Here is a 17,293-nt window from a genome sequence, read left to right as displayed (position 1 = left end):
TGGGCACGGAATTCCTCATCCGCTGTTTCGAGGACCTTCGCCCACTCGGTGGTGGCCTTTTCGGTGGAGGTCGCGATGGCGCAGGCTTCACCCAAGGACAGGGCGCTGGTCTGGAAGGCTTCTTCCACCAGGGGCAGCTGTTGCTTGTACAACGCCCGGGCGAGGGTGGCAAGGCTCTTGGCCTCGGCCGGGGAGGTGCCCCACTGGTGGGTGATCCACGCCTGGATGCTGCGCTGGCCACCCTCTTCCAACAAGGCGCCGGTGGCCTCCATACGGGCCAGGGCGGGCAACATCCCGTAGCGGATCCGGTCGACTTCCCCATTGAGCCGGCCGAACTGGGCGAGCACATCGGCTTCACACCCGAACGGGATATCCCGGCCGGAGAATTCCACCGCCATCTCCCGCGCACCCGCCATCGCCTGATCGACCGGGGTGTTCCCGACCGGGCGCGGCGCGTGGGGAGGAAAGCTCATACTCTGATTATATGCGAACACCCCAGCAAATGGCAGGCCTACCCGCCAGTTTATTCAACCTATTCCCAGGTCGGCGAATGCGCCTACCATAGATGGGGTGGCCATTCTTTGTTATCCACAATCCGGAATCGAATGGGCTCCTGTTTTTGATCTTGTCCGTAGCGCCATGTTGGGCGCCCAAATGGGCGCTACGAGCAAGATCATCGCTGAGAAGACCAGAGCCGGCCACCGCGGGGACGCGCCCCGCCCCGTGTCCGGCCTGTAGCGGGCACTTCGTTACCTCACCGGTCACGTAGTGGCGACGTGCCCCACGAGAAAGCCAGACGGGGGGAAGGGATCCGGCCGGCTACGGCCGGACCGGGCGAAGCCCGGGGCCTTTGGGACCTCAACCACTCTCCCCCCCACCCCGCCCAACCACCCCAAAAAGCCAGAAACCCGAGGCGCCCCACCAACCCACCCGAGCAACGCCCAACAACCCCAAGACTCCCGCCCCAGGCACCTCACCCATCCCACCCCACACCTGGACAGCACGAACAACCCCCGGGCAGCACGAAACCGGCGAAACCAGCGGCTCCCCCAAGATCAATGGGATCACGCCGGGCCGACACCACACCAGCCCGAGCCCATCCACCTGTGGATAACCCGCGCCCACCCCACACTCACCACCGCTTCCCCACCCGCCACCCCTACTCCACGCACCTACTCCCCACCCCCGTACAGGCTGGCCGTTGCCGCAGCCTCCGCCGCCACGGCCCTTCTCAAATCTGGTGGGCCCAGTACTTCCGCGCTCGCTCCCATGCGCAGCAGATCTCCAACCGCCACTGGGAGCGACTCCACCTCCAAGTGGACTTCCACCCACCCGTCGTCCCCCGCCGGGGTGGCCGCTTCCAGAGCACGGCGGCCTATCGCGCCGAAGCGCATCGGCAGCAGCTTCACGGCTTCCGGGGCGAGGCGCAGGTGCGCAGTTCCCTGGAGCATCGATGCCTCCAGTCGGCGGGCCGACTCCTCCCAGTACTCGACCAGGTCGAAGCCGGTCGGGCGGTCGAAGAGTTCGCCGGTCGGGTGGGCCTCCTGCACGCGTGACACTCGGTAGGTTCGCACCGACGACTCCGGGCCCTCACCGGCCAGGGCCACCAGGTACCAGGTACCGCCCTTGAGCACGATGCCGAGCGGGCACAGCTCCCGTTCCACCTCGCCCCGCCAGCGCAGGTAGCGAACCAGCAGGATCCGGCGTTCCCACACCGCCTCGGTGATGACACCGAGGTGCGGGACCTCGTCGGCGTCGCGGAACCAGGCCGGGGCGTCCAGGTGGAAACGATCCTGGGCGCGGGCGGCCCGTTCCGCGAGCGGGGTGGGCAGGGCCGCACGCAGTTTGTGTCGGGCGGTCGTGAGCACCGCGTCCAACCCCAGGTCACGGGCCGCGGTGGGAACCCCGATCAGGAACAGGGACTCCGCCTCGGCGTCGGTGAGTCCGGTCAGCCGGGTGCGGTAACCGTCCATCAGCCGGTAGCCGCCCTCGGGTCCGCGGTCGGCGAGCACCGGGATCCCGGCCGTGCCGAGCGCCTCGACGTCCCGGTAGATGGTGCGCACCGATACCTCCAGCTCCGCGGAGAGTTCGGGCGCGCTCATCCGACCTCGGTTCTGCAGCAGCAGGAGCAGGGAGACAAGCCGATCGGCGCGCATACGAACATTCTCTCCATACCTGCCAGTGGATGTCAGGTACCTCGGAGAGGCTGGTTCTCGAAGCACAAGGGATCCGAAAGAACCGGGAGGGGCACCATGTCCCGCACAGCACAGACGCCACAGTCAGCACACTCGACGCAGACGACCACACGCACGGAGGGCACCTTCACCTTCGCGGACTGGAAGGAGGAGGAATTGTCGGAGGGCCCCTCGCCCAAGCTCGCCCGGGCCCACGTGACCAACCACTACAGCGGCGGGATCGAGGCGGCCGACACCGACTGCGCCTACACGTTCGTCTACTTGGAGGACGGAACCGGCTCGTTCACCGGTTTCCAGCGGCTGAGCGGCACCCTGGACGGCCGTCCGGGCACGTTCATCGTGGCGGAACGTGGAACCTTCGCGGGGCGGGGCGAGGTGCGCTGTGAATTCGAGGTGGTGTCCGGCACCGGGGAGTTGACGGGGCTGCGGGGAGCCGGCCGGTACGTGGCCGCGCACGGGGAGCCTTCGGTGGCCTACGTCTTCGAGTACACGTTGCCCTGAGAGGGGACGCGGCCGGTTCCGGGCACGCCGAAGCCGACGAGAGCCGGGGCTCCCCCATATAGAGAGAAGACCACGGGCGGGGGCTCCGGCACCACCCACCGTTCCCCGCCTGTGGACAACCCCGATTCCCGGAACGCATGGTCACCGCCCCGAGCGGGTAGGTGCGCCCGCACGCCGCCATTCGAGGAACGGAGGGGCCATGTACAGAAGACTGGACTCCGGTGAGGACGACGTACTCGGGTTCGAGGTGGAGGGCACCATCTCCCAGGAGTCCTTCGAGGAACTCCTGGAAGAGGTCCGCCGCGCCATCGACCGGTCCGGCGGGGTCCGTCTCCTGGTCCGGGTCCACGGGTGGCCGACCGGGGAGACCCCCACGCTCGGCGAGCGACTGCGGTTCGCCAAGGAGCACTTCCACCAGATCGAGCGCTACGCGGTGGTCGGCGACAGCCGGGTCGTGGAGTACCTCACCACCCTGGCGGACGCCTTCGTCGACATGGACCTGCGCTTCTTCGAGGCCGATGAGGAGGATCAGGCCTGGGCCTGGGCGCGTGACCGGGGAACCTCTCAGGAGGCGTCGGCGTAGGCGTGCGCGTAGGCGAGGACGTCGTCCCGGTAGGAGTCGGACCGGTTGTACTCGAAGATCGCGTCCACCCAGTCCTCGGTGGCGCTCAGGTCACGGCCGTCCTCGCACAGGTAGCGGGCGGCGGACAGGGCCGCGTCGTCGATGTTGTGCGGGTCGGGGGTCTCTCCCTCCAGCGACTCCGCCCATTTGTCCCAGGTCACCGGGATGAACTGCATCGGGCCGACCGCCCGGTCCCACTCGGTGTCCTCGTCCAGTTCACCACCGTCGGTGTCCGGAATTGCCCGGGTGTTGTTGGTGCCGTCGAGCGGGATGCCGATGACGTTCACGGTGGTCTTGCCGTCCGGGCCGATCTCACCGCCCGCGTAGGTGCCGTGGCGGGATTCGATGAAGCCGATCCCCGCCAGGGTCGGCCAGGACAGGCCGCACTCGGCCTGGTCCTCGTCGAGCACCAGCTGCGCGCTCGCGTAGCCCTCCAGCGCCCGGCGCGGGATCCCGGTCGCGTCGGCGACCTCGTCCAGCCAGGTGTCGTCGGGACGCTGCGCTCCGGGCGCGGGGCGGGACTGTTCGTCCGCACCGGCCTCGGCGGGCTCTCCGGTCTCGTCGTCGGTACGCGGCGTCACCCCGGTGTGTTCGGGGGGCCCGGTCAGCTCGTCGTGCGGCGGGGTCGCGATGGTGCCGTCCGAGGGGTCCACGGAGGCGGCGGTCGGTGGTTCCCATTCGTTGAGCGCGGTGGACACCCGCCCGACCAGGACCACGACCCCCACCGTCACCAACAGGCAAACGGCCAAGGCGAGACTGACCGCGATCATCGGCCCACGGCTTCGACGCCGCCGGGCGTCGCTCACGCTGCCACCCATGCAGTCCTCCCCAAGGAAAGGTCACCAAGACGTAACAACACATCAAAACTCGCCCCATGGTCGCACATGGTCTCGACCGGATCTCACCGGTGGGCGTTTGGAAACGAGGAACGCCCCGCCGATGGGCGGGGCGTCCTCGTGGTGTCGCGTCGCGTGTTCGCGGTCGTCTCTACCGGTGCGGGTTGACGACGACCTCGACCCGCTGGAACTCCTTCAGGTCCGAGTAACCAGAGGTCGCCATGGTGCGCCGCAGGGCTCCCATGAGGTTCATGGAGCCGTCACTGGTGGAGGCCGGCCCGTGCAGGATCGACTTGAGGTCACCGATGGTGCCGACCTCGACCCGCTCGCCGCGCGGAAGTTCACCGTGGTGAGCCTCACTGCCCCAGTGGTAGCCGCCGCCGGGCGCCTCGGCGGCGCGGGCCAGCGGTGATCCGACCATGACGGCGTCGGCACCGCAGGCCAGGGCCTTGGCGATGTCACCGCTGCCGGTCATGCCACCGTCGGCGATGACGTGCACGTAGCGGCCACCGGACTCGTCGAGGTAGTCGCGGCGGGCCGCGGCGACGTCGCCGATGGCGCTGGCCATGGGGACCGCCACACCCAGAACGGAACGGGTGGTGTGACCCGACCCGCCACCGAAACCGACCAGCACGCCGGCCGCGCCGGTGCGCATCAGGTGCAGGGCGGCGGTGTAGGTGGCGCAGCCGCCGACCACGACGGGGACGTCGAGGTCGTAGATGAACTGCTTGAGGTTGAGCGGCTCGGCCCGGCCCGAGACGTGCTCGGCGGAGACCGTGGTGCCGCGGATGACGAAGATGTCCACACCCGCGTCGACGACCGCCTTGTGGTACTGGGCGGTGCGCTGCGGCGACAGACGGACCGCGGTGACCAGGCCGGTGTCGCGGATCTCCTCGATCCGGCGACCGATCAGCTCCTCCTGGATGGGGGCGGAGTAGATCTCCTGGAGCCGCTTGGTGGCCGCCACGTCGTCGAGTTCACGAATCTCCTGGAGCAACGGCTCCGGGTCCTCGTACCGCGTCCACAGACCTTCCAGGTCCAGAACGCCGAGGCCGCCCTGTTGCCCGACCGCGACGACGGTCTTGGGCGAGGCGACGCTGTCCATGGGGCTGACCACCAGGGGCGTCTCGAACCGGTAGGCGTCGATCTGCCAGGAGATCGACACTTCCTCCGGGTCTCGGGTTCGCCTGGCCGGCACGATCCCGATCTCATCGAGTTCGTAGGCGCGACGCCCGTTCTTACCCAGCCCGATCTCCACCTGAGCCAACGCTTCGCTTCCCCTCTGACGTGCGGCGCCGGTCGGTCGACCGGCGCGATGACCGCGGACGTGAGTCTATCCGTCCACGGTCACCCTCTCATTTCCCGTTCGTGCTTCAGCGGGCGTTGTAGTTGGGTGCTTCCACCGTCATCTTGATGTCGTGCGGGTGGCTTTCACGCAGGCCGGCGCTGGTGATGCGCATGAGCTGGCCGCGTTCACGCAGTTCGGGCAGGGTGCTGGTGCCCGCGTACCACATGGACTGGTGCAGTCCACCGACGAGCTGGTGGGCGACGGCCGAGAGGGGGCCACGGAAGGGCACTTGACCTTCGATGCCCTCGGGGACGAGCTTGTCCTCGGAGGAGACGTCGGCCTGGGCGTAGCGGTCCTTGGAGAAGGAGCGGCCGCGCATGGCGCCCAGCGACCCCATGCCGCGGTAGGCCTTGAACTGCTTGCCGTTGATGAAGATGAGCTCACCCGGGCTCTCCTCCACACCGGCGAGGAGGCTGCCGAGCATGACGGTGCTCGCGCCGGCGGTGATCGCCTTGGCGATCTCGCCGGAGTACTGGAGGCCGCCGTCGGCGATGAGCGGAACACCGGCCGGGCCGCACGCCTTGGCCGCTTCCAGGATCGCGGTGAGCTGTGGGGCGCCCACACCGGCGACCACCCGGGTGGTGCAGATGGAACCCGGGCCCACGCCGACCTTGACGGCGTCGGCACCGGCGTCGATGAGCAACTGGGCCCCGGCTCGGGTGGCCACGTTGCCGGCGACGATGTCGGCGCGGGAGTTGGCCTTGAGCTTGGCGATCATGTCGGCGAGCCCCGCGGAGTGGCCGTGCGCGGTGTCGACGACGAGGAAGTCGACCCCGGCGTCGACGAGCAGCTTGGCGCGTTCCTCCGCCTCGGTGCCCACGCCGACGGCGCCGCCGACGACGAGACGGCCGTCCGCGTCCTTGGTGGCGTCGGGGAACTGCTCGCTCTTGATGAAGTCCTTGACGGTGATGAGGCCGCGGAGGCGGTTGTCGGCGTCCACCAGCGGAAGCTTCTCGACCTTGTGCTTGCGCAGCAGCCCGAAGGCCTTCTCGCGGCTGACCCCGACCGGCGCGGTGACCAGGTTCTCCGTGGTCATGACCTCGCGTACCAGGCGGGAGCGGTCGTCCTCGAAGCGCATGTCGCGGTTGGTGACGATGCCGACGAGCCTGCCCTGGGCGTCGGTGACCGGGACACCGGAGATCCGGTAGTGGGCGCACAGGCGCTCGACCTCGGCGAGGTCGTCCTCGGGCTGACAGGTGACCGGGTCGGTGACCATGCCGGCCTCGGAGCGCTTGACCAGGTCGATGTGGCCGGCCTGGTCCTCGGCGGAGAGGTTGCGGTGCAGGACCCCGGCGCCGCCTTGGCGGGCCATCGCCACGGCCATGCGGGCCTCGGTGACGGTGTCCATCGCGGCGGACAGCAGCGGGATGCTGAGTTCGATGTTGCGGGACAGGCGGGTGGCGGTGTCCACGTCGCCGGGTTGAAGATCGGAGTAACCCGGTACCAGCAGGACGTCATCGTAGGTCAGCCCCGGCGGGAGCAGTTTGTCCCCGTACTCGCTGTACTCCTGGCTCATGACACAACCTCCGCTGTTGACCGGCAACACCTGCGCGGATCACCCCCGCGTGTCGTCTCATCCTAGGACGTCGTGTCGTGCTCCCCAGGTGGAATGGACTGTTCGCCCCGTCACCACGGCCATGAAGTGCGCAACGTCACGGTCGGCCCGAGAGCGGAGGTCACCGAAGGATCACCGGGACGAAGCGTGGGGGTAACGGCAGTACCCGCGGGAGCGCCTCGGGGGGAGGAAGGTGATGCGGTTCGGGCAGGCTCTCGTGCCCGGCCCGGGCACGCGTCCGTGCTCGATCGAGGCCTTATGGGAGGACGCGGTTCGCCAGGGCCACCTTCCGAAGCCGAGCAATAGCTCGGTGCTGGGCAACCCGTACCGCCCCTGCCGACATTCCAAGAAGATGTCCCGTCTCGTCCGCTGTCAGTCCTGTGATCACCCGCAACACCAGCAGTCTGCGCTGTTGTTCGGGAAGCTCGTCGAGGAGCTCTCTGGCCCGCTGCGCCTCGATGACGCGCACGGCGGCCTCTTCCGGTCCGGGCCCCTCGTCCGGCGGCTCCGGCACGGTGTCGGTGGGGACCGTCTCCACTCGTCCGGCCACTCGAAGGGTGTCGGCGACCTTGTGCGCCGCGATGCCGAACACGAAGGAGGCGAAGGGCCTGCCCCGGTCCTGGTATCTGGGGATCGCCGTGATCAGGGCGATGCAGACCTCCTGCGCGACGTCGTCGGAGTGGTGTGCCAGCCCCGACACCCGCGCCAGCCTGCTGTGGCAGTACCGCACCACCATGGGTCGGATCTCGCGCAGCAGCGAGTCCATCGCCCCGTCGTCCCCCTGAACGGCGAGCGATCCCAGTTGGTTCAAACCCGTTTCGCGCACGTCGGAGGGCGTCCCTGTCCGCTGCGCGGTAACGCCCCCCCGGGCGCCTGCATCCGTCACGTTAGGAATGATGCCCGCATCACGGGACCCAACCACTCCAATCGGCAACTACGGAATGGTCACATTTTGGAAAAATGGCCCGAAATCACCGCAGAGAAGATGCTCTTTCGACCTTCCCCCATGATAGTGAGACCGACCACTCCGAGCCGCTTCAGCGAGCGGGGGCGGGATACCGTGGCGGCCCGCCCCCGCTCGACGTCTCACCCCCTAGTGGGAGTGACCGTCGCCCTCGTCCTCCTCGGGCTTGTCCGCGACCAGCACCTCGGTGGTCAGCAGCATGCCCGCGATGGAAGCGGCGTTCTGAACGGCGGAACGGGTGACCTTGACCGGGTCGAGGATGCCCGCACCGGTCAGGTCGCCGTAGGTGCCCGTGGCGGCGTTGAACCCGTGGCCGATCTCCAGCTCGGAGATCTTGTGGGTCACGACGTAGCCCTCGGCACCGGCGTTCTCCGCGATCCAACGGGCCGGCTCGACCAGCGCGCGACGGACGATGGACACGCCGGTCGCCTCGTCGCCGGTCAGGCCGAGGTCGCCCAGGGCGGTGGAAGCGTGCACCAGGGAGGCGCCGCCACCGGCGACGATGCCCTCCTCGATGGCCGCACGAGTCGCCGAGATGGCGTCCTCCAAGCGGTGCTTCTTCTCCTTGAGCTCGATCTCGGTGGCCGCGCCCACGCTCAGCACCGAGACGCCGCCCGCGAGCTTGGCGAGGCGCTCCTGGAGCTTCTCGCGGTCCCAGTCGGAGTCGCTCGCCTCGATCTCGTTGCGGATCTGGCGGACGCGGTCCTCGACGTCGGCCTGCGCACCGGCACCGTCGACGATGGTCGTGTCGTCCTTGGTGATGGTGATGCGACGGGCGGTGCCCAGCACGTCCAGCTCGGCGTTGTCCAGGCTCAGGCCGACCTCTTCGGAGATGACCTGACCGCCGGTGAGGACGGCGATGTCCTGGAGCATGGCCTTGCGACGCTCACCGAAGCCGGGCGCCTTGACCGCGGCGACGTTGAGCGCACCGCGCATCTTGTTCAGCACCAGGGCGCCCAGGGCGTCGCCCTCGACGTCCTCGGCGATGATCAGCAGCGGCTTCTTGGTCTGGACGACCTTCTCCAGGAGCGGCAGCAGCTCGTTGAGGTTGCCGATCTTGCCCTGGCTGATGAGGATGAGGGCGTCCTCCAGCACCGCCTCCTGGCGGTCCCCGTCCGTGACGAAGTACGGGGAGATGTAGCCCTTGTCGAACTGCAGACCCTCGGTGAAGTCGAGCTCCAGCCCGAACGCCGGGGACTCCTCGACGGTGATGACACCGTCCTTGCCGACCTTGTCGAACGCCTCGGCGATCAGGTCGCCGATCTGGGCGTCCTGGGCCGAGTTGGTCGCCACGTAGGCGATGTCGGAGCGCTCCTTGATCGGAACGGCGCGCTCCAGCAGGGTCTCGGACACCTGCTGGGCGGCGGTGTCGATGCCCTTCTTCAGGGACATCGGGGAGGCACCGGCCGCCACGCTGCGCAGGCCCTCGCGGACCAGCGCCTGGGCCAGCACGGTGGCCGTGGTGGTTCCGTCACCCGCGGCGTCGTTGGTCTTGGTGGCGACCTCCTTGACCAGCTGGGCGCCCAGGTTCTCGTAGGGCTCCTCCAGCTCGATCTCACGGGCGACGGTCACACCGTCGTTCGTGATGGTGGGGGCGCCGAACTTCTTGTCGATGACGACGTTGCGGCCGCGCGGACCGAGCGTCACCTTCACGGCGTCGGCGAGACGGTCCACGCCCCGCTCAAGGGCGCGACGGGCGTCGTCCTCGAACTCCAGGATCTTCGGCATCTGTGGTGTTTCCTCTTACCGTTGTGAGGTCATGTAACGAGGACATCCCGCCCCGCCCGGCTTCGAGGGCCGACCGGTGCGGGATGTCGAGGATCGAACGCCGAGAGCTACTTCTCGACGACCGCGAGGAGGTCGCGGGCGGAGAGCACCAGGTACTCCTCGCCGTCGTACTTGACCTCGGTGCCGCCGTACTTGCTGTACAGAACGACGTCGCCGACGCTGACGTCCAGCGGAATGCGCTTGTCGCCCTCGTCGTCCCAGCGGCCGGGACCCACGGCCAGGACCTCGCCCTCCTGGGGCTTCTCCTTGGCGGTGTCCGGAATGACCAGACCGGAGGCGGTGGTCTGCTCGGCCTCCAGGGTCTTGACCACGACGCGGTCCTCAAGCGGCTTCAGCACGGTCTTGGTGGCGGTCGACACGGTAGTGACCTCCCCCTTCAAGGTTTCGGTGTCCTGAACGGCGGCCCGTGCGGGAGCACGGACCGGCTCTTCGTAAAAGGGGCGACCGCGGCGGCCTGTCGTCGCGGGTGCCAGACCGGCCTCGTCGCGGTTAGCACTCTACCCCCGAGAGTGCCAGAATGGAAATGTGGCGAGGGTCCTGGTCACGGGGGCGGGCTCGCCTTCTCGTCGTGCCCACCGCAGGAGAACCCATGCACCTTCCCGCCTTCTCGGCGCTGCTCACCGACGCGGGACGGGAGGTCCTGGCCGAAGTGGACCCCGCCTCCGCCGCGAAGGATCCCCTGTCGACGGCCTCTCGGCTGCGCGCGAACCCGGCGGTGTCCGCCCTGGCCCCGGACCTTCCCGTGTCCGAACTCGTCAACGCGGTGATGACCCAGGTGGGGTTGCGTGAGCGTGGACGCGCCAAGTTCGGGGAGCGCGCGACGCGGATGTTCTTCACCCCCGACGGCCTGGAGCAGTCGACCCGGGCCTCGATCGCGGCCCACCGCGCCGAACGGGTCGCCGAGGTGGCCGGTTCCGTCCTGAACGGTGGCCCGGCGGGCGACCTGTGCTGCGGCGTGGGAGCCGACCTGTTGGCCCTGGCCGAGGTGGGGGTTCCGGTGGAGGGGGTGGACGCCGACCCCCTCACGGTGGCGGTGGCCCGCGCCAACATCGAGGCCTTGGGCCTGTCCGATCACGCCGATGTGCGCGAGGGCGACGTGAACGAGGTGGCCCCCGGCGCCCATCCCCTGTTGTTCTGTGACCCGGCCCGCCGCGGGGGCCGGGGTCGGGTGTTCGACCCGGCGTCCTATTCACCCCCGTGGGACGTGGCCACCGCCCTGGCCGAGGCCGCGGGCGCGGCCTGTCTGAAGGCGGCGCCGGGCATCCCGCACGAGGCCCTGTCCCCCGCGGCCGCCGTGGAGTGGATCTCGGTGGACGGCGAACTGAAGGAGACGGCCCTGTGGTTCGGCGCGCTCGCGGAGGGGCCTCGGCGCCGCGCCACGGTGCTGCACGAGCGGCCCGGGCTGTTGGCGAGCGAGGGTTCCGTCGCGCGTCTGGACGCCGTCCCAGACCTGGGGCCCGCTCCGGTGTCGGCGGCGCGACGCTATCTCTACGACCCGGACCCGGCGGTGGTGCGTTCGCACCTGGTGGCCGAGGCCGCGGCCAAGGTGGACGGGGCCCTGTTGGACGAGCGGATCGCCTACTTCACCTCGGACCGGGTCGAGGTCTCACCGCTGTGGCGGGTGCTGGAGATCGTGGAGTGCGCGCCGTTCTCGGCCAAGAGACTTCGCGCTTCGGTGCGGGCCCACCGGGCCGGAACGATAACGATCAAGAAACGGGGATCGGCCGTGGACACGGAGAGGCTTCGGCGCGATCTGAAGGCGTCCGGTCCGGAGAAGATGACCATCGCCCTCACCCGAATCGGCGAAAAACCCTTCTACCTGCTGTGTCGCGAAATCGGGACGCCATAGAAGCCCCTCGACTTTCGAGGAAAAAGCCCGCACGTAACTCGAACCACCGGGCGCGAACCATATCGTTACCTCACATAACGACATCTTTCATGGACCCCCCTGGTTACGCCGGGTGATGTCGTTAAACTGGCCCCCGCCGTACTCTTCCCCTTTCTCATGGGCTCACCCGGACCGGCACAGCGCCCACACCCCCAATGTGTACGCACAGTCACGCTTTCGTCACGTTGAGGCCTAGTCGGCGCGTCACGCCGCCCATCCGGGGACCATCGAGAACCCGTCCTCCCGGAAACCTCCACCGTCCGAAGCACCGGGCGAGGGCGGGAGCGCCAGAACCATAAGGAGCACCTCGGTGGAACAGACCAATCACAACTTCCTCAACGGCGGGGGGCAGTCCGGTGTCTCCGACCGGATGCGCGACCTCCTCTCCCAGGCAGCCCAGGAACACGTCTCCGAGCAGAAGTCCCAGGGGGCCGTCAGCGAGGAGATGCGCCAGCGCCTCGAAGGCATGGAGTGGCTGCTGCGCGAGCTGCGCGAACGCGAGCTCACCTCACTCGCCGAGTCGATCACCGCGGTCGACGGTCGGATCGACGACTTCCTGGCCCGTCCGCCGGAGTGGGCCGAGGCCCTCGCCGAGCACATCGAGGTTCTCGGTCAACAGGTCAAGCCCCTGTCGGACATGCCCTCCCTACGGGCCGACACCCACCGCATCGCCGGCCACCTCGACACCGCGCTGACCCGTCTGCAGCGCATGGCCGAGACCGGGACCCGGACCGCGGAGCAGGTGGTGGAGGTCGGCGAGCGCGTCACCGCGCTTGGCGAGACCTTCGGCACCCGTCTGGACGCCCTCGACACCGCCCTGGAGACCCTCAACGGGCGCACCGAGGCCATCGAGACCGCGCTCGCCACCTTGGACACCACTCTCGGGGAGCGTCACGAGGAGCTGGCCGGCAGGTTCGTGGAGGGCAAGGACGCCCTGGGCGAGGCGGTCGAGCAGACCCGCGAGGCCGTCCGGGAGAGCCGCGCCGAGCTCAACACCACCCTCGCCGACCGCACCGCCGAACTGCGCACCCTCGTCGATGAGAGCGCCTCTCAGCAGAACGAGACCCTGCTGGCCCGCCTGCAGGAGAACACCGGCGAGCTGGGCGAGCGCCACAAGGAACTGGCCGAGGGGCTCAAGTCCCTCGCCACGACCTCCCAGGAGCGGCACGAGGCCCTCACCGGCAAATTCACCGAGAGCGTGGGTCACCTAAGCACCCAGGCCGAGGAGAACCACGCCGAGGCCACCGCCGCCGTCGCCGACCTCACCGGCACGCTCACCAAGCTGCGGGAGAACCACGAGTCCTCCCTCACCGACCTGCGCACACACCTGCGTCAGCGACTGTCGGAGCTGGACGAGCAGATCGAGCTGGGCCGGACCGAGACCCGCGAGCACGCCGAGGCGACCGCCGAGAGCCTGCGCGAGTCCGTCACCGAGCGCGCCGACGCCCTCGCCACCAAGGTCGCCCAGGACACCGAGAAGACCGCCACGGACCTGGCCGAGCTGAGCACCTCCATCCAGGAGGCGCACGAGCGGCTCACCTCGGAGAGCGAGGAGCGCCACCAGACGCTCACCGAAACCCTCACCGAGCAGACCCAGAGCCACCGAAGCGCGCTCGACGAGCGGCTGGAGCGGCATCGTGAGGCCCTCAACGGCAAGGTGGACACCCACCTGTCGCAGATCACCGGCAAGGTCGACCACGAGCTGGGTCGGCTCACCGACCGGTTCGACACCTTCGAGGGACACTTCGAGGGCAGCTTCGAGAGCGTCGAGGGCAAGATCGACCGCGTCGACGGCCGGATGGACGGCGTCAACGGTCGCCTGGACGGCATCGACGGCCGGGTCAACGGTGTCGAGGGCAAGTTCGAGGGCGTCAGCGGTCACTTCGAGGGGGTCGACGGCCGGATGGAGGCCATCGACGACCGGTTGGAGGCGCTCAACCAGCGACTCAACCAGCTCCCCCAGACCCTGGAGGTCAGCGAGCTGCACCGGCGTCTGACCGAGCTGGTGGACCGTCCGCAGCCGGACCACTCCGACAAGCTCGACGAGATCGACGCGCACGTCACCTCGGCGGTGGACCCGGTCCTGCGCGAACTCAAGCAGCGTCCCGACCGGCACGAGTTCGAGGAGACCGTCACCGAGGCGGTGGAGAACTCGCACGACGACATCACCAAGCGATTCTCCTCCCTGGAGGAAACGGTTCTGGCGCTGGCCGAAGCACTTCTGCGCCCGGGCCGTGACGGCAAGAAGAAGCGTCGCGGCGACGACGAGGACGACGACTAGGTCGCCGTTCGACTCACGGCGGGCGAGTCGGGGCCCGGAGCACTATCGCTCCGGGCCCCTTTCGTGTTCCACCCGGTCTGCTCCGGGGAGCGGAAGGCGTTGACCCTGCGCCGCGAGTGAACGATCATCCCAGGTGAAAACGGATGTGAATAGAAAAAATAACTTTCCAGAATAACCCTTATAAGGAAATGGCGAAACTCGCCCGAAAAAGAAATGAAATTAGTTTACTTGATGCCAGGGTTGCGCAAGTTCCCGCCATTTTTACCTTGTGGGATCGAATCCTTTATTGTTACGCTTAAAGGCAATGGCGGAACATTACGTCATTGCCTCGAACGCGTTTTTCGCAAAACGAAAGGAGTGCGTCATGGCCGACAGCCTGCAAATGATCTGTCACATCAACAACCGGACCAACCAGACCCTCAAGTTCCAGTCGGAACACCTGGTCTGGGGGAAGTGGACGGACTCCCCCAACCAGTACCCGGTCGACGTCCCGGCCAAGGAGAGCGTCCTGGCCTTCCGTTCCAGCGGCAGGTCGAACACCTCATCCGGGACCGAGGGCTACGTGGTCTACCAGATCGGGGACGAGACGGAGACCACCGTGACCATCTACTGGGACGTGCCCTGGGTCGCGGGATCGAGCAACAAGGTCACCACCAAGACCTCCCACCAGGACATCGCCGCCTCCATCGAGGGCTTCGCGGGGAGCGGCAGGGTCGAAGACGTCATCGTGAAGGTCGTCGACGGCCGTTGAACCCGATGACCACGGCCGACATGACGGGCCCCGACGGACACGCTCCGCCGGGGCCCGCTTCTCCGCTGTCAGGGAGTCAGGGAGTCAGGACGATCTTGCCGAAGAGGTCGCCCTCGGCCATCGCCCGGAACCCCTCCTTCGCGTCCTTGAGCGGCAGCACCCGGTCGATCCGGGGCCGGACGCCGGTGCGCACGCACATCTCGACCAGGGCCCGGAGCTCCTCCTTGGTGCCCATCGTGGAACCCAGCACGCGCAACTGCAGGAAGAACATCCTGGTCAGTTCGGCGGACGGGGCGTCACCGCTGGTGGCCCCACAGGTGATGACGGCACCACCCGGCTTGAGGGACAGGATGGAGTGCTTCCACGTGGCCTGCCCCACCGAGTCGAACACCACGTCCACCTTCTCCGGCAGACGCTCCCCCGAGGGCACCGCCGCGTAGGCCCCCAGTTCCATGGCCTTGGCGCGTTTGGTCTCGTCCCTACCGGTCACGTACACCCGGTGGCCCACCCGCGCGGCCAGGGTGATGAGCGCGCCGGAGACCCCACCTCCGGCACCCTGCACCAACACGGTCGACCCGGGCCGTAGATCGGCCTTGCCGAACAACATGCTGTAGGCGGTCAGCCAGGCCGTGGGCAGGCACGCGGCCTCCTCGAAGGACAGCTCAGGCGGCTTGGGGAGAAGGTTCTCCTTCGGCACCAGGACCTTCTCGGCGAGGGTGCCGTCGTGGACCTCGGACAGCAGGGAGAAGCGCGGCGATCTGCCGGGCACGGGAGGCTCGGTCACCACACCGTGCACGATGACCTCGTTGCCGTCCTCGTCGATCCCGGCGGCGTCCCCGCCCAGGATCATCGGAAGCCGTTCCTCCTTGAGGGCGACCCCGCGCAGGCTCCAGACGTCGTGGTGGTTGAGCGAGGCGGCCTTGACCCGAACGGTCGTCCACCCCTCCCGGGGTTCGGGGTCGGGACGCTCACCGAGGTCCAGCCCGGAAAGGGGGTCGTCGAAGGATATGCGTGCTGCGGTGATGGCGAACATACCCGTACCCAACCACGCCGGCCGAGCCCGGTTCCAGCCTCGGTTCACACCGCCAGTGGGGACCCCACCGGTAGTGAGGTGTCCGTGGCCAGGGCCAGGGACGACGGCGGCAGGCCCGCCTTCACCACCTCGGCGCCCAAAGCGGCGATCATCGCCCCGTTGTCGGTGCACAGCCTGGGTCGCGGCACCCGCAGCTCGATCCCGGCCTCGGCGCAACGCTGCTCGGCCAGGGCGCGCAGCGCCGAGTTGGCCGCCACGCCACCGCTGATGACCAGGGTGCGCACTCCGTGCTCCATACAGGCGTCCACGGCCTTGCGGGTGAGCACGTCCACGACCGACTCCTGGAAGGCGGCGGCGATGTCGGCGACCACCAGGGGCTCGCCCCGACGGTCGGCGTCCTCGACATGGCGGGCCACGGCGGTCTTCAGCCCGGAGAAGGAGAAGTCGTAGGTGCCATCGCCCCACTTGCCACGCGGGAACCGGATCGCCTTGGGGTCGCCGCGCTGGGCGGCCTGGTCGATGGGCGGTCCACCCGGGTAGGGCAGCTCCAGTAGCCGGGCCACCTTGTCGTAGGCCTCACCCGCGGCGTCGTCGACGGTGTCGCCGAGCGAGACCACGTCGGTGGCCAGGTCGTTGACCAGCAACAACGATGTGTGTCCACCCGAGACCAGCAAGGCGATGGACGGCTTGGGCAGCGGACCGTGCTCCAGCTGGTCCACGGCCACGTGGCCGACCAGGTGGTTGACGCCGTACAGCGGTTTGCCGAGCGCCATGGCGTAGGCCTTGGCGGCGGACACCCCCACCAGCAGGGCTCCGGCCAGACCGGGGCCCGCGGTGACGGCGATCGCGTCGACGTCGGAGAGGGACACCCCCGCGTTGTCCAGGGCGCGGTGCACCGTGGGGGTCATGGCCTCCAGGTGGGCGCGGCTGGCCACCTCGGGTACCACTCCACCGAAGCGCACGTGCTGGTCGACGCTGGAGGCCACCGAGTCACCGAGCAGTTCACAGCCGCGCACCAGCGCCACACCGGTCTCGTCGCAGGACGACTCGATCCCCAGGATCAACGGCTCACTCATCGGTGGTTCCCTCCTGAGCGATACGCCGCATGACGATGGCGTCCGCTCCCTTGTAGTAGCCGCGCCGAACGCCGAGTTCGACGAAACCGAAACGTCGGTACAGGTCCTGGGCGCGTGGGTTGTCCGAACGCACCTCCAGGAACGTGTGGGTGACGCCGCGCGCCGCCCCTTGGTCGAGGAGTTCGGTGAGCAGCGCCCGCCCGATGCCCCTCCCCCAGGCCTCCTCGGCCACGGCCATGGTCTGCACGTCGCCCTCGGGTGGGACGAAGCGCAGTCCGGCGTAGCCGACGAGGGCGCCGGCGGACACGGCCACGACGTAGTGGCGGGTGGCGGTCTCGGCGAGTTCGTCGCGGAGCATGCCCTCGCTCCAGGCGTCGTGCGGGAACAGGCGTCGTTCCAGTTCCATGACGGCGGGAACGTCCTCGTCGGTCATGGGACGCAGGGTCGGTCGGGCC

Annotated in this window: 15 protein-coding genes and 1 pseudogene; 5 read left to right on the top strand and 11 right to left on the bottom strand. The window is 68.6% G+C overall.

All coding sequences use genetic code 11. From position 1 onward, the window contains the following. Together ABZ717_RS07795 and ABZ717_RS07790 are read right to left on the bottom strand one after the other, a co-directional pair. Nucleotides 1-473 (bottom strand): annotated as a pseudogene (locus ABZ717_RS07795) (hypothetical protein); the annotation flags it as partial. Nucleotides 474-1,172: 699 nt separating this feature from the next. Next, nucleotides 1,173-2,156, bottom strand: coding sequence for a WYL domain-containing protein (locus ABZ717_RS07790; RefSeq protein ID WP_358507050.1), 984 nt, complete (start codon nt 2,154-2,156; stop codon nt 1,173-1,175). A 96-nt stretch (nt 2,157-2,252) separates the two neighbouring features. On the opposite strand from ABZ717_RS07790, the gene ABZ717_RS07785 reads away from it, so the two are divergent. Then, entirely contained in the window at nt 2,253-2,696 is a 444-nt protein-coding gene (locus tag ABZ717_RS07785) for a DUF3224 domain-containing protein (RefSeq protein ID WP_358507048.1), read from the top strand. Between the two features lie 199 nt (nt 2,697-2,895). Next, nucleotides 2,896-3,279 (top strand): STAS/SEC14 domain-containing protein, encoded by a 384-nt coding sequence (locus tag ABZ717_RS07780; protein WP_358507046.1) that lies wholly within the window; start codon nt 2,896-2,898, stop codon nt 3,277-3,279. Here the strand turns inward: ABZ717_RS07780 and ABZ717_RS07775 are convergent. The 6 genes from ABZ717_RS07775 to groES all read right to left on the bottom strand — a co-directional run bounded on the left by ABZ717_RS07775 (nt 3,261) and on the right by groES (nt 10,168). Next, entirely contained in the window at nt 3,261-4,136 is an 876-nt protein-coding gene (locus ABZ717_RS07775) for a murein transglycosylase (RefSeq protein WP_358507045.1), read from the bottom strand. The genes ABZ717_RS07780 and ABZ717_RS07775 overlap by 19 nt on opposite strands. Nucleotides 4,137-4,305: 169 nt before the next feature. Continuing rightward, entirely contained in the window at nt 4,306-5,412 is a 1,107-nt protein-coding gene (locus ABZ717_RS07770; protein ID WP_358507072.1) for a GuaB3 family IMP dehydrogenase-related protein, read from the bottom strand. Nucleotides 5,413-5,527: 115 nt separating this feature from the next. Continuing rightward, entirely contained in the window at nt 5,528-7,018 is a 1,491-nt protein-coding gene (gene guaB, locus ABZ717_RS07765) for an IMP dehydrogenase (RefSeq protein ID WP_358507043.1), read from the bottom strand. A 295-nt stretch (nt 7,019-7,313) separates the two neighbouring features. Beyond that, nucleotides 7,314-7,868, bottom strand: a complete 555-nt coding sequence (gene shbA / locus ABZ717_RS07760) for an RNA polymerase sigma factor ShbA (RefSeq protein WP_358507070.1) — start codon at nt 7,866-7,868, stop codon at nt 7,314-7,316. A 282-nt stretch (nt 7,869-8,150) separates the two neighbouring features. Beyond that, nucleotides 8,151-9,749: a chaperonin GroEL gene (groL, locus tag ABZ717_RS07755; protein ID WP_358507041.1), complete on the bottom strand. Its 1,599-nt coding sequence runs from the start codon at nt 9,747-9,749 to the stop codon at nt 8,151-8,153. 107 nt (nt 9,750-9,856) lie between these two features. Beyond that, nucleotides 9,857-10,168: a co-chaperone GroES gene (gene groES, locus ABZ717_RS07750; RefSeq protein ID WP_067600482.1), complete on the bottom strand. Its 312-nt coding sequence runs from the start codon at nt 10,166-10,168 to the stop codon at nt 9,857-9,859. Between the two features lie 230 nt (nt 10,169-10,398). Between groES and ABZ717_RS07745 the strand changes: the two genes are divergently transcribed. The 3 genes from ABZ717_RS07745 (at nt 10,399) to ABZ717_RS07735 (ending at nt 14,729) form a co-directional block, all read left to right on the top strand. Continuing rightward, the gene (locus ABZ717_RS07745; protein ID WP_358507039.1) at nt 10,399-11,658 is read left to right on the top strand and encodes a class I SAM-dependent methyltransferase; all 1,260 of its coding nucleotides are present in this window, start codon (nt 10,399-10,401) and stop codon (nt 11,656-11,658) included. Between the two features lie 349 nt (nt 11,659-12,007). After that, the gene (locus tag ABZ717_RS07740; protein WP_358507037.1) at nt 12,008-13,978 is read left to right on the top strand and encodes a hypothetical protein; all 1,971 of its coding nucleotides are present in this window, start codon (nt 12,008-12,010) and stop codon (nt 13,976-13,978) included. 364 nt (nt 13,979-14,342) lie between these two features. Continuing rightward, complete coding sequence (locus ABZ717_RS07735; protein WP_358507035.1) at nt 14,343-14,729, top strand: aegerolysin family protein; 387 nt, start codon at nt 14,343-14,345, stop codon at nt 14,727-14,729. Between the two features lie 76 nt (nt 14,730-14,805). Here the strand turns inward: ABZ717_RS07735 and ABZ717_RS07730 are convergent, their stop codons facing one another. The 3 genes from ABZ717_RS07730 to rimI are packed head-to-tail and all read right to left on the bottom strand — an operon-like array spanning nt 14,806 to nt 17,271. Further along, entirely contained in the window at nt 14,806-15,762 is a 957-nt protein-coding gene (locus ABZ717_RS07730; RefSeq protein ID WP_358507033.1) for a zinc-binding dehydrogenase, read from the bottom strand. A gap of 44 nt (nt 15,763-15,806) precedes the next feature. Then, nucleotides 15,807-16,838 carry a tRNA (adenosine(37)-N6)-threonylcarbamoyltransferase complex transferase subunit TsaD gene (gene tsaD / locus ABZ717_RS07725; RefSeq protein WP_358507031.1) on the bottom strand — a complete coding sequence of 344 codons (1,032 nt, stop codon included), beginning with the start codon at nt 16,836-16,838 and terminating at the stop codon, nt 15,807-15,809. Next, nucleotides 16,831-17,271: a ribosomal protein S18-alanine N-acetyltransferase gene (rimI, locus tag ABZ717_RS07720; protein WP_358507029.1), complete on the bottom strand. Its 441-nt coding sequence runs from the start codon at nt 17,269-17,271 to the stop codon at nt 16,831-16,833. Before rimI ends, tsaD begins: the two co-directional genes overlap by 8 nt. Between the last annotated feature and the right edge of the window lie 22 nt (nt 17,272-17,293).

It is taken from the genome of Nocardiopsis sp. NPDC006832, from assembly GCF_040635885.1.
GTDB lineage: Bacteria > Actinomycetota > Actinomycetes > Streptosporangiales > Streptosporangiaceae > Nocardiopsis.
Note: the sequence above shows the minus strand (reverse complement) of the source record. Positions and strands in the feature narration are given on the sequence as shown.